Raw genomic sequence first — 12,950 nt, forward strand, 5'->3', positions numbered from 1 at the left:
TAATTTAATTTCCTACATCCCCATCATCTTAATCAGACCATCCCGCTTCTTAGTCTCTGCCTTACTTGGCGGCAAAAAGGCACTATCTAGGTTAAAGTCCGTTCTGCCCGACTTTACGTTTTCCCCTAAAATAATCTTGCGCGCTAAATATGTAAGCACGCTGCCGCACAAGTTAGCGGCATTACCCAGTTGCGGCCAAGAATAAATAGTCTTCCCTACCTGCATTACCGACTCTATCATGCGCACTGTGCTCATTTCTGCACCGGCCATCTTGGCAATTACCCGAGGCAAGTCTTGCGGGTGCACTTTGCTAAATTCCTGCGCCGTCATCTTGCCTAATATACCGTGCAGAATAGGATACTTTTTGTTTTGGTCGTAACGCTCGACGTCTACGATAATGCTGTCGGCGTTATCGGCGGCCATAATTACGGGAATACCAAGTGGACGAGCTAATTCGCGGGCGCGCATCTTAAAGTACGGCTGATCCATTTCTTCTACCAACACATCCAGCTTTGCGGTACCTTTTAAGAACTTTGGCAAATTTTCTTTGGTTAAGCCATCAGCAAACAACTCTACTTTAGCATACGGATTCATTTCGTAAATCTGCCTAGCTACTGCTACAACCTTGGGTACTTCTATATTTACAAACCCGGTACGAATGCGGTTCATGTTAGAGGCCGAAAGCACGTCTAAATCGGCCAACTTAATGTGCCTAGCGCCGCCCGTCATGGCGATGGTTAGCGCCACATGGCTGCCTACACTCATGCCTAAAATACCGATTACCGAGTTGTAAAACTTCTTTTGTTCGCTGGCAGTAATTAAATTGCGGTTGCGGCCGGTGCGCACCTCTTGGTGCATAGCGTCCGGTAAAAAATGAATCACAGTGTGGAGCCAAGGATAGTAAAACCAATTGCCGCTAGTCACGTACTTGTCGCCCGAGCCGTTTTTGGCGGCAAACTGCTTAAACTCGCCGTGATAGTCTTTGTCGAACCTGTACTTAGGGTTGCGCAGCAAAAACACTTCTTCCAACTGGATGGCATACTGGTCGATAACTTTTACCGGACGACGATCTGGCTTTACTCCGTTAGGCAGTTTAAGGCGGCGAATTTGCGCTTCGAAGTTCTTCCGCGCGTCTAGCTTTACCGGCTTAAACGAACTGCGGTCGAAATTGTCTTTGATTATGATTTTTTTTGCCATAGTTTTATAAACGGCGCCGCAACAGCGCAAATTAATTATTTAATAGTCCACTTTTGCTTGCCGCCCCCTGCAAAGTGAGGCGCGCTTTGGTGTTGCCACAGCTTTACCACCGGCACCATCTTCTTGCTAAAGTTAGAGTGCAGCACGCGATACTCAGAATTCTTTTTTAACAGCACCTTTATTAACGTATCGCGCAGTGTAGCAATAAACTTCTTAGACAGCTTCGCTCCGGGCTTAAGTTCGGTATTAACCTCTAATACCGGATTATGCTTTTTGTCGTAAGTGATGCGCATGGCAAACTTGCCAGTCGTATGTTTATTTGTTGCTTTTGTTAAATGCGCCTCGCGCACATGCTCCGGGTAAATATTGCCGCCGTACCAGCTCACCACCATATCGCTGCGCTCGTATACGTACACAAACGGCAAATTCCAAACGGTGTCTTTCAATTTTGCCGTCCTAATCTCTTTATCCAAATCAATGCCGCAGTCTTTAGCTTTGGCCATCACCTCCTTGGCGCTCATTATTCCGCCGCGGTCCTTGAGGTCATACCTAAACAAGGGCAGGCCGCTAAAAGCCGAGCAGTACAAATTTCCATTGTCGTTTTCGAAATAAAACAGCTCCGGCAAGTATTGCGTTAGTGTGGGTTGCCTTTCCAAAGCAGCGTCATTTTCGGCAATGCCAGAGAATAACTTAGCTTTAAACTTTTTATTCTTATTGCTTAGTCTGCGCACCAAAATCGACAGCGGGGTTTCGTGAGAGTGAGTCCCCTGGTCCACAGTGCCGTAATGATTAAGCGTGGAAGTATAGATATTTTTTAGGCCAGCTTGTTTGGCCACATAGTCGCGAAATGCTTCGGTAAAACCTTCGGCCGAAAAAATTATTCCTAAATTATATTTCTTCCAGTTCAAGCCTTCGCTTAACCCTTGGTCGATGGTGTCTTTAACAAAGGGAGGATAGCCACCCAAAATAACCTGGTCGTATTTATCGCCTAACTGGCGCATAGCCTTAATGATCTCCTTGCTATTTACGCCTGGAGTAATAATGCTGATGTCGTAGCCTTTTTGCTGCAAAATCTGTACGGCTTCGTAAGTGAACAGGCCGCCGATCCACGCGCCCATAGCAAACCCGTCAATGTATAAAGTGGACTTCTTGTGGATCTGAAAGTTGTTGCGCAAGTACAGCTCAGCGGTTAACGCATACTGCCGGCTCTGCTCATGCGTGCGCGGAAAATAAAACGGTTCGCCGGTGGTGCCGGAAGTGGCGGCATAAACGCTCTGCTGTTTGCTTAACACGCCGTCCCAGCACAGCTGCTTAAGCGGATACTTGCGCAGGTAGTTGTTCTTGTCGATGGTCGGAACCAAAGCAAAATCCGCCGCGCTCTTTATCTTTGCAGGGTTCACTTTGTGCTTTTTTAAAAAGTCCTTGTACGCCGGAACCCTCTTGGCCATTTCGTGGAACAGCTTGAGAGCGCGCTGCTCTCCCCGCTTCTGCCAGAAACTTTCCGGCTTGGTCTTTAAGTTCTTTTCTAAGGATGTAATATTAGCGGTCTGCAATGATTTGGGAAATGAAAGCTCGTTCTTCATAACTAGCGGCCGTTAAAGATTTCTTCTGCCATTTCGTCGGCAATAATATTGGTGGCGCGGTTCATAGTCTGGCTGCGGCTAAAAATCTCTTTAAGGATCACGACAATGTTGTTTAAGCGGGTCTTAACGCGGGCGCTGTTAAACTGCTTATGCTCGTACTCATCCACTACAGAAATTAAGCCGCCCGAATTAACCACGTAATCCGGCGCATACATAATGCCCAACGAGTGCAGCAATTCGCCCACAGAACGGTCCTGCAGCTGGTTGTTGGCGCCGCCGCAAATAATCGGCGCCTTAAGCTTGGTAATAGTCTGCGAAGTCAAAGAGTTACTCAATGCGCAGGGAGAGAATACATCTACATCCGCTTTATAAATAGCGGTCGGCGAAACGACTTCGACCTTTGGGTACTTCTTTTTTATCTCTTTTAAACGAACGCTATCTACATCCGTAATAACAATGCGGCCGGCTTTTTTATACAAAATATGCAGCAAGGCTTCGCCGATCTTGCCCACGCCCTGAATAGCAAACGAGCGCTTCTTTAAATCTTTGTTGCCAAAGCGGGCTTGCACGCAAAACTCAATAGCCTTAAACAAGCCTTGGGCGGTGTACAGCACCGGATTGCTGCGTACTCCGACAATGAACTCGCTATTGGCGTGCATGATCTTTAAGTCGGAATTGGTTACGCCTACATCGGCTCCAGTTACAAAGTGGCCAGCAAAATAATTAACAGCTTCGGTATAGGAAGCAATGATCTTCTCCCTATCGGCTTTATTTACACCGGCCGGTAGCAAAATTACACCCTTGCCGCCGCCGTAGTCCAAGCCGGCCATAGCGGCTTTATAAGACATCAAGCGAGATAAGCGCAAGGCGTCGCGCAAGGCGTCCTCTTTATTGGCATATCTGGCAATACGGGTCGCGCCAAAGCTAGGGCTAGTTAAGCTGCCCCGGTGCAAGGCGATATAAGCTTCTAATTTGGTTTTTTTGTCGACAGCGAAAGATACCAGCTTATGATTATCAAACTCTTCTAAAATCTCGATATTTACGCTCATGGATACTTTTTATATAAATATTATAGAGTCGGTGCAGAACCCTTTAAACTTTTTAAATAGGCTCATATATGGTATAGTAAAGGCACTATGGAATCTACTTCATCAGAAACAAAGAAAAAAATTGTCATTGTCGAGGATGATGTCGCGATGCGCGAAATCGTCGCTCACAAGCTGGTAACCAGTGGCTACGACGTAAAAGAAGCAGAAGATGGCCAGCAAGGAATCGACGCCATAATCGCCGATAAGCCCAATTTGGTCCTGTTGGACCTAATGCTTCCAGAAGTAGATGGCTTCAAAGTTTTAGAAACTATCCGCAAGCATTCCGATCCTGTGGTAGCCAAAACCCCGGTCATCATTCTCAGTAACCTCTGGAGCAATAAAGACATCCTCAAGACTAAGGCACTCAATGTGCAAGCTTATCTTGTGAAGGCCTACTTTACCACAGAAGAAATTCTTAAAAAAGTACAAGAGGTGATGGCTAATCCCAATAAATCGGCCGAACTTTCGGTTAGCAACCAAGCCGGCGCTCCGGCCATTAATCAGTAATTGCAATTTTGCGCATTACCGTCTGCAATCCGCTGATATAATTTTTTCTAAAGAACAATAAAGGGTCACCCCGTCCGCGTGCCGGACAGAAAGGTGACCCTTTAATATTGGATTAAAGAATTGCGTCTTTTGCAGCCTTTGCAACTGTAAACTTCACTACAGTCTTAGCTGGGATCTGGATGGTTTCGCCGGTTGCAGGATTGCGGCCCTGGCGAGCATCGCGATGCTTCTTCTTAAGCTTACCCAAACCTGGGATAGAAAATTCACCGCTGCTCTTGGTTTCCTTGTAAGCCAAGGCGACCATTGCTTCCATGAATTCTACTACTTCTTTTTTGGTCTTGCCGGTCTTTTCGGCAAGGTGCTGCAAGATTTCTGACTTAGTCATTCTTGTTTTCCTTTTATCTTTCTGGATGACTAGGCGGTTAGCTTCGCTGAATACCGAAAGATAATTATTTGATTTATGAATTAATACTAACCAAAAACCCGCTGTTTTACAAGGATTTTTTAAACCGCGTCAAGGGTTTTTGGGGAAAACTTCAATAAAAATTAAGTTTTTTGATTTTGGAAACAAAAATAGCGCTTATCTAAGCGCTATTTATAAGGTTAAAATTTAGTCCTTAACTAATTCAGCCTTCACAATATATCTTTTGAGGGCCGTGCCAATCGGGTATGAAGTCTGCAGGGTCAAGATGCGCTTGCCTCTGGTGTTTTGCTCGAGCTGTTTGACGTCGTTGCTTTCTACTACGAACTTATCATAAACTCTATAGACGTACTTCTCGCCCTCTTTGTTAGTAACGCTCACTTCGGCGCCGATTTGGATTTTAGGCAGCAACGCAAACACAGTTTTGTAATCACCCTTGCTAAAAGCAAAGTCGGACGAGTGGCCAAAGATGTAGCTATTGCCTTCGGCGCCAAACTCCGCGGTGCCGGGATAATGAACAACGCCGTTGGCTAGCGCGGCTTGAAACACCGGTTCGTTAGATTCGGTCACATACTGAATCGGTGCAACTACATCCAACGAAGGAATTTGAAGCTGGCTCGGCTCTTCTACAACTGGTCGCTCGCGGCGAATGTTCTCGCGCTGCTGTTCTGTTACAAATACCTGACTGGTGTAATAGCGAAGCTGCTTGAAGAAATATTCGTTGTTTAAGAGCGCGAAGATTGCTGCTGCCACGAGGACTGCGATCACTGCCCATTTTATAATTTTACCTAGCATAAATTGAATGTGCGCCGAAATGCGCATTAGTTGTTAAAAGAAAAAACTACCTTATTGCTAAGGTAGTTTTATTATATCACTTATTTTTGTTTGCTTGCCTTAACCTCTACGGTCGCATATTTGGGCAATAACACGATGGTTAATAATCCCAAAATAGTGAATACAATAGAAGCTGGGGTTCCGGTACGAGGCAATGTTGTAGCGCCTAATACAGAACCAGTAGGAGCGGGAGTTTCTTGGTCGCTAGGGGTATTAGTAGAATCTCCCAGGACTCGTCCTGTTGGTGGAGGTGGAGTTTGGCCACCGCCGCCTCCGCCCGAGCTTCCGCCAGAGCCGCCATTGCCGCCGTTGCCGCCGCGGCCATTGTCGAAGTTACCGAAGTTGACCCCTACAGCATCCCCTGCTGAAGTAATTAGCAAAGGTCCTGCTGCAGCATGAGCAGTTTTAATGAATAGTGAAGCAAAGAATCCTTGGCCAGAGTCGGTAAATAACTCGTTACAGTTATTAACTCCGCCCACGGCTACGTGATATGAATCAGAATCCACGTCTGGTTCTGTAACGATCCAGCCGCCCGGAGTGCTTTCTGTTACTAAATAGCAACCGGCTACTAGACCAGTAAACTGATAATTACCATTTTCGTCCGAGGTAGTACTGTCGGTAAAGGCTTCTTCTTCACCTAATTTTTCGATATTAATCTGCCAGCCTGGCAAACCAGACTCGCCTTCGTCTTTTGTGTTGTTAGCATTGGAATCTTCGTAAACTATTCCGCTAATTTTGTATCCGGAACCGCCGTTGCCGCCACCATTACAATCAAAGGTAACATCGTCCAGCTTGTAAATGAGCCCCGTTGGGTTATTAGGCTGGTCAAAAGCGTCGTTCTTTACTACAAATTTTAAGGTGTGAGTGCCAGCGGTTAACGCTAACGCGCCAGTCGTAGAAACTGTAGTAAAACCGCTGTTTGGAGCTGTACTGCCAACCAAAACATCGTCTAGATAAGCTTCTACAGAGTTGTCACCGGCGAAGCTCAATACAGGAGAATTAATATTAATTGCCCCCGCAGGAATGGTAAAGGTATGAGAGAATAATCGGTAAGATTCTACGCCGCCGTTATAGCCGGCCGCGCCGCCAAATGTCGGCTGAGTAGAATCATTGCTTACGTAGCTGGCTCCAGCAATGGCCGAACCGCTCCAAGCTCCAGGATATCCGGTAGAATCCGCTGATTGTGCAAATCCCCAGCTTCCCAATGGATAATTGCCAATGTTAGTTGGAATTGGAGGTACAGAACCCTCACGAACACCCCAAGACAGAGTTACGCCTGCGGCGCTGGCTACAGAAATCGGCTCATCTACGCATGGGGCAATCTTTTCTATGTTGTACGCAATACAGTAAATATTCTCTGGGGTTGCTCCGTTAAGATTGATGAATTCTAGGTTGTCTCCGTTGAAGGCGTCGTCGTAACATCGCAGTGCAGCAAAATCATAACCGCCTTGAGTAACTTCGCTCACCCAGAAGTTGCCATTCTGAATGCCAGCCTGCAATTCTGCAGACAAAGCCGAGCCCGGACCATACGCAGCGGTGGTATAAGTACCATTAACGGTAGCTACGGTTTGGTTATCGTCATTTTGGTCTTGATCCGTAGACAGCAAGAACTGCCAGTTATGAGCCATGGCACAGCCATCCGGAATTTCCTCAGGATCGACGAAGCCGCCTACCAAAGGACTAGGTGAAAATGCGCCATTTGCATAGTTATTGAAATAGACATAATTGCCGCCGGTAGCATCGTACGCGTCGCTCATTGCATTTCCTGCAACATCGCTAAAGCTGTCGCAAACTACTTTGATCAAATGCAGGTTTGGAACAACCGGTTCCGGCTGATTGCAGATTTCGTCTACTACACAAGCGTTAACTAGAGTGAAGCCAGGATTGCCGTCGAGCAATGGATTCGGGCCTTCGACTGGACCATTCACAACTACGATATCGCCTTCCCCATCTTCATTCATCCAGCCATCCTGCATAATCTCACCCAAGCTGTATGTGCCGTAAGGAACATCATTCAAAGTTACACAGCCGTCTTCTTCTGTTACGCCAGAATAGACTTCGTAAATCTTCACAGTTAGCGGGCCGACGTTGTCGCCGAACCATGCGGAGCTGCTATTATCAGCATCATTCTGGTTGGCAAAATCATAAACACGGAATTTAGCGGTAGAGCCGCTGCCGGTCATCAGATAGTTATAGGTATGAGATGTATTGTAAGGGCCCCATTCTACAAAGCCGTCATCAACCTGAAGCTCAAGCAATTCATCTTGATACCCGCCCTGAGGAGCGTCTAAAACTGTGCTCCAACCGTCCGGAGTAGTAAACTTGGCATCTACAGTTTCGAAACTGCGATTGCCCCACGTGCCACTGGCAACGGCCAAGTATTGCTTGCCGTTTTGCAATGTTGCAGAAGTAGTAGCCCCTAAAGGATTATTAGAGTTTACAGAAACAGTTTCTACTAGCTTGCCTTTTAGGAATACAGTCCAGCCAGATAATGGTTGATCATTAGCATCGTTTACCTTACAAACAGTTACTTGAGATTCACAGCCAGTGTCACACTTGTTTACGAGGGTAAAGGTATCGCTGACACCGTCTACATTAGCGGTTTGGCCTTGGCCAGAAACGTTGGACCAGCCCTGCTGCATAACTTCGTCAACAGTGTAAGTTCCAAAAGGTACGTCTTTGAGGGTAATACAGCCGTTGTCCCCTGTTGTTCCTTTTAGCACTTTATAAATATCCACAGTTAAGCTGCCGGAGTTATCGGAATAGTTATCGTCCAAAATTCGGAAGTCCATTGCATCAGGACCGCCAAGAGTACGGAAAGTAGAGTATTGGTGTGCCGGGTTAAAAGTAGAGCCCCAATCGGTGAACCCTTGATCAATCTGAATACCCAGCCAGCCAGTGTGAGGGTTTGGAAAATCGTTCACTCTCACCCATGGAGCAAAAGCCCCACCGTAAACAGGATCAGAAGGCAAGCGCTTAGAATACGCTGCATCAGAAGTAGACGCGGCAGGATCGCCAGGGCGATATACGTAAGTACCGCTAGCTTCTACAACATATTGGCCAGCAGGCAAAGTTCCTGCGGTAGAATAGTCCGCGCCATCAGGATATACAGTCACTGTTTCAATTTTTGGACCCTTCAAATAAACTTCCCAGCCGGACAACGGATTCTGGTTGTTATCTAACTTACAAATAGTAACGTCGGACAGACATTCCTGCTTAACGCTAACATCATCTACGAACGCTCCAAAAGAATCGCCCACCCCTTGGTCGCTGATTTCCAAACGAGTGACGCCGCTTGTAGCAGTAAATGTGTAAACATGTTCGGTCCAGACAGTATTAAGATTGCCAGTACCATCTTCTATAATTGTATCTAGGACAACTGCACCGGCCTTAACCTGGGTAACATTCTGAGAAGAATTCTGCCCTGGACGAGGAGAAGTCCATAGTTTAACGGTATACTTGCCGCCGGGAACAGTGATTAAGTCTTGGAAAAGTTTAACAGATCCATTTTCACCGTTAGTCGGGTCAGACGGGCCGCCCCAATCAGAATCTAGCTCAGTATGTTGAGAACCACTCTTAGGGTCCCAACCATTTACACCGCGATGCAATTCGGCCTTTGCAATTGCAGGAGCACCGGTTGGATTAACCCAGTCTACACTCCAGCCTAGGCCAGGTGTACCAGAATCACGAACATCCCAGCTATTAGAGAGTACAGGAGCTTCGAATCCACCATTAGCTACTAGCTCTGCACTACAAGGCTGTGGTGTTTTTAATTTATTAATAACTGTGTGAGTACATGGTTCTTGAGAATCTACGTCACAAACAACGTCAACACTTCCAACTGTTTGATCATCAACTTCCCAACCTGCTGGTAAGCCAGTTTCTGTAACGGTAATTTCTTGACCATTATTAACGATTATTGCGTCGTGATTACAAACTAAAGTATCACCTTCATACTTACATGTAGCAGGTGCATTGCCGCCGTAGTTTACTGTAATGGTAATATCATCTTTATTATCCGGAGCAGGAATTGGATTTCCTTGAGCATCCTGCCAAATTTTTTCAATTTCAATATCTACTGGAGTAGGTGTAGGAACAGGTTCAAAGTCATAGGTTGTAATCAATGAAGCAGTAGAAACCACCACTTTATCCAAATAACCATCTAATCCAGCGTCAGAAGCGGAAGTATCGCCAACATTCAAAGCAAACATGCGGATATTTGATCCTGAGCTAAAATTATTCATATCTGCCGGCACAGAAGGGCAAGTGTGAGGCGAAGGGTCTCCACCAGCTCTAGTTGTAACTGGATAAGACTGTGTGGGATCAAATGTTACAGTTGTAAAACTACCTGTAGAACCAAAAGTTGGTACAACATTATATCTACAATCATAAAACTTGGTTGGGCTAGACGAACCAAAGTTTGCATAAACGTTCATGTAGAATTGCTCTTCATCAGTATTGTCACCGCCGCTGCCAATTTTAAAGTCATAGCTAATGCTATTTATATCTACTATTAACTTGTTAATAAAATTTTCAGCGACCATCTTGTCTGCTGGTGTAGCTCCAATAGGTAAGACATTTAAGCTCCCCGACCCAATACTTGCCGCGTTTGTATTAAATGCAAAAGGAGTATCTGTGGAAGTATCACGGTTAAACATCCAGCCAGGTTGGTTTTCTCCAGCAGCTGTGTCGCCAGTAATAATTATAGTATTACTTGGAATTGCTGGTGTATCTAAACTCTCACAACCACCCTGAGGCACAGGGTATACATCACCATGATTAATATGGGTCTGCAATGAATTTGAGTTTACACTTAAGCTATTGTATCCATTGCCAGTTTTGTGGCAAACATCAACAAAAGTTGTTGCCGCATAAGTGGTGGAGAGAGGTGCAAGCACTGTGCTTACCAAAGCAAAGCGCGATACGCCTTGATATGCCAAGCATCTTGTACACCCGAGATACTTTTCTTAGACATAGTTTATTCTCTTAATTACTTATTTATTAAGCTGAGGAAGTTGATCCAGAGGCTAGCAGATCAATACCTGTATATCACCACTATCGCAACTCCAGCTCTTTTTGTCAATATTCTTTTTATTTATGCGATATTTTAAGAAGTATGTCAAACACTGAAGGAATATTAGGGTAAAAAACCCGAAAACCTCTACCCGTGTAAAGTCAGCCCATTGAGCCTTTATAATAGTTCGATCGTGCCATTGCATCCTAATGTTTCAAAAACATCTCACACACCATGCTAAAATTAAGACATAAACAAATAACTAAAAATTCCAACAAATATGAAAAAACACGCCCATCGGCAAGTCTGCGCGGTACTTCCCCCGCATGTGAACGAAAACGACCTCGCCTGGTCCACTGGCCAGCTGGAATCGCTGTTTAATATCCGCAAGGGGGGGTTTTCCAGCCGCCGCTTGATTAAAATCATGAACGAATTCATAAGCGGCTACAGATTTATCCGCCACTACAAAAAAGCGGTCAGCGTGTTCGGCTCGGCCCGTTCTGGCTTTGGCGACAAAGTCTACCAGGATGCGGCCAAACTCGGCTTTGAGCTGGCCTCAGACGGATTCGCAGTCATCACCGGCGGCGGTCCCGGCATCATGGAAGCCGCCAACGCCGGCGCCCTCAAAGCAGGCGGCGAAAGCGTCGGCCTCAACATCCAGCTGCCGACCGAACAACGCATCAACAAGTTCGTTAACGAATCATCCTCATTTCATTATTTCTTTACCCGCAAGGTAATGCTCGCTTCGGCTTCTCAGATCTATGTATTCTTCCCCGGCGGATACGGCACCATGGACGAATTGTTCGAAATGCTCACCCTCATTCAAACTAAAAAAGTCGACCCTATTTTAATCATTCTGGTAAACAAAACATTCTGGAAGCCCATGTTGAAGTGGGTAGAGCAATCCATGTACGAAAAAAACCGAGCCATCTCCAAGTCGGATCTTAGCCTATTCAAAGTTGTGGCCGATGCCGACGAAGCGGTAGATTTAATCCGCCATTTGGTTGCCCGCAAAAAAATTGCCAAACACCCGCGCGAACTGGTCGGCAGCTATGGCAAAACTCCGGGAGGCATTCGCATGCCCAAGCGCCGCGGAAAAGTAGCTCCGAAGGTAAGCGAGATCAAAATAACCAGCCAGGTAATAAAGAGCGGCAAAAAAACCTCCAAGCGCAGCAGATAAATTTTTAAGCTTGATTCATGGACTTCCTAAATACCAAAAAAAATTCTGAGTACGTATGGGCCTCCACTTTTGTGAACTATATTAACCAAAAGCACGGCACCAATTACCAAATCGACCCGGAGCTAGGCGAAAACTCCCCTATCGACATGCACCTGCAATGCGCCCGCTGCACAGAGCAGCATCTCGACCTGCAGCTCACCCACGCGATCGAAGTGCCCTTTATCGCCCTGCAGGAACATATGCCTATCGACTACAGCAAACAGCCTACCATCGACGCGATCGACCGCAAGCAGCAAAAGCTCCAGTCGCAGGGCGCCGACCTCTCGCAGATTATTCTCATCATTCAAGGTTACATGAACAGCACCCAAGCGGAGAAGGTGTTTAACGATGACGACTTTAACAAATACGCCGACTCGCCGTTTGCAGGAATCTATTACGTCTCCCCGCCAATGATCTCCGGAGAAACCGACGAATACATGCAAGACGGCCTGGTCGTTCCTATAAAAGATTTTTTTAAAGAATAGCCGAGACAGCAGTGGCAAAATAAAAAAAGGCAGTTCTAATCGAACTGCCTTGTATTAATTTTGGGTTATACCCGTTTAGGCTAGTCGCCCTTTTCGCCTGCGTCTTTGGCGAACTCAACGCTGTCTCCGCCGTAAACGACATAGTCATTGTTGACTTCCTGGCCATTAACGTAGGCTTTAGCCGCCGGAGAAATACTCAAAGCATCTCCCAGCTTGCCGCGCAGAGCGCGAATGGTCATGCCGCTCACGTTAAGCGACTTCTGGTGAGCGCCGCTGACAACTTGGACAGCGGTGGCACCCGTGGCTTCGGCCAAACCGGTAGACTCGAACGCGATGCGGTCGCCGGCCTGGATCGTGTAATTATCACCGATCTGCTCGCCCGAAACAAACGCTTTGTGGTGCTTGCCCAGGCTGAGGCTGGCGCCGTACTGGTCGCGAATGAAAAAGATCGATTTACCGACTGCGTCGGACTCAGGGATGTTGATCACATTCCCGTCACACGACACCTCGATAACGTTATCCCTCGTTTCATCAAACAGATCCGCAAACATGTTACCGCCTGCTTCCGTAGTTTCCATATCAAATTCGTTTTCATTTGCCAT

At 46.4% G+C, this 12,950-nt stretch carries 10 protein-coding genes; 3 read left to right on the forward strand and 7 right to left on the reverse strand.

What is annotated here, in order from left to right:
• Positions 1-12: 12 nt before the first annotated feature.
• The 3 genes from IPM19_02940 to IPM19_02950 are packed head-to-tail and all read right to left on the reverse strand — an operon-like array spanning position 13 to position 3,829.
• Positions 13-1,197 (reverse strand): ThiF family adenylyltransferase, encoded by a 1,185-nt coding sequence (locus IPM19_02940; GenBank protein ID QQS22564.1) that lies wholly within the window; start codon positions 1,195-1,197, stop codon positions 13-15.
• A 35-nt stretch (positions 1,198-1,232) separates the two neighbouring features.
• The gene (locus IPM19_02945) at positions 1,233-2,780 is read right to left on the reverse strand and encodes a hypothetical protein (protein QQS22565.1); all 1,548 of its coding nucleotides are present in this window, start codon (positions 2,778-2,780) and stop codon (positions 1,233-1,235) included.
• A 2-nt stretch (positions 2,781-2,782) separates the two neighbouring features.
• The gene (locus IPM19_02950; GenBank protein ID QQS22566.1) at positions 2,783-3,829 is read right to left on the reverse strand and encodes an amino acid dehydrogenase; all 1,047 of its coding nucleotides are present in this window, start codon (positions 3,827-3,829) and stop codon (positions 2,783-2,785) included.
• 87 nt (positions 3,830-3,916) lie between these two features.
• On the opposite strand from IPM19_02950, the gene IPM19_02955 reads away from it, so the two are divergent.
• Entirely contained in the window at positions 3,917-4,375 is a 459-nt protein-coding gene (locus tag IPM19_02955) for a response regulator (GenBank protein QQS22567.1), read from the forward strand.
• Positions 4,376-4,487: 112 nt separating this feature from the next.
• On the opposite strand, the gene IPM19_02960 is transcribed toward IPM19_02955, so the two are convergent.
• From IPM19_02960 to IPM19_02970, 3 genes are all read right to left on the reverse strand, one after another.
• Entirely contained in the window at positions 4,488-4,760 is a 273-nt protein-coding gene (locus IPM19_02960; protein ID QQS22568.1) for an HU family DNA-binding protein, read from the reverse strand.
• A gap of 225 nt (positions 4,761-4,985) precedes the next feature.
• A complete protein-coding gene (locus IPM19_02965; GenBank protein QQS22569.1) occupies positions 4,986-5,591 on the reverse strand; it encodes a sortase in 606 nt (201 codons plus the stop codon).
• Positions 5,592-5,671: 80 nt separating this feature from the next.
• A complete protein-coding gene (locus tag IPM19_02970) occupies positions 5,672-10,570 on the reverse strand; it encodes a hypothetical protein (protein ID QQS22570.1) in 4,899 nt (1,632 codons plus the stop codon).
• Between the two features lie 354 nt (positions 10,571-10,924).
• Here IPM19_02970 and IPM19_02975 point away from each other — a divergent pair, with 354 nt between their 5' ends.
• On the forward strand, positions 10,925-11,824 hold the full coding sequence (locus IPM19_02975; protein ID QQS22571.1) for a TIGR00730 family Rossman fold protein: 900 nt from the start codon (positions 10,925-10,927) through the stop codon (positions 11,822-11,824).
• A gap of 17 nt (positions 11,825-11,841) precedes the next feature.
• Positions 11,842-12,348 (forward strand): hypothetical protein, encoded by a 507-nt coding sequence (locus tag IPM19_02980; protein ID QQS22572.1) that lies wholly within the window; start codon positions 11,842-11,844, stop codon positions 12,346-12,348.
• An 80-nt stretch (positions 12,349-12,428) separates the two neighbouring features.
• Here IPM19_02980 and IPM19_02985 read toward each other — a convergent pair whose 3' ends face one another.
• A complete protein-coding gene (locus IPM19_02985; protein QQS22573.1) occupies positions 12,429-12,950 on the reverse strand; it encodes a hypothetical protein in 522 nt (173 codons plus the stop codon).

It is taken from the genome of bacterium (genome assembly GCA_016699995.1).
Classification (GTDB): domain Bacteria; phylum Patescibacteriota; class Doudnabacteria; order UBA920; family UBA920; genus UBA920.

Coding starts and splice junctions, on each gene's coding strand:
- IPM19_02975 (QQS22571.1), top strand. CDS start 10,925: ATGAAAAAACACGCCCATCGGCAAGTCTGCGCGGTACTTCCCCCGCAT.
- IPM19_02980 (QQS22572.1), top strand. CDS start 11,842: ATGGACTTCCTAAATACCAAAAAAAATTCTGAGTACGTATGGGCCTCC.
- IPM19_02940 (QQS22564.1), bottom strand. CDS start 1,197: ATGGCAAAAAAAATCATAATCAAAGACAATTTCGACCGCAGTTCGTTT.
- IPM19_02955 (QQS22567.1), top strand. CDS start 3,917: ATGGAATCTACTTCATCAGAAACAAAGAAAAAAATTGTCATTGTCGAG.
- IPM19_02985 (QQS22573.1), bottom strand. CDS start 12,950: ATGGCAAATGAAAACGAATTTGATATGGAAACTACGGAAGCAGGCGGT.
- IPM19_02945 (QQS22565.1), bottom strand. CDS start 2,780: ATGAAGAACGAGCTTTCATTTCCCAAATCATTGCAGACCGCTAATATT.
- IPM19_02965 (QQS22569.1), bottom strand. CDS start 5,591: ATGCTAGGTAAAATTATAAAATGGGCAGTGATCGCAGTCCTCGTGGCA.
- IPM19_02960 (QQS22568.1), bottom strand. CDS start 4,760: ATGACTAAGTCAGAAATCTTGCAGCACCTTGCCGAAAAGACCGGCAAG.
- IPM19_02950 (QQS22566.1), bottom strand. CDS start 3,829: ATGAGCGTAAATATCGAGATTTTAGAAGAGTTTGATAATCATAAGCTG.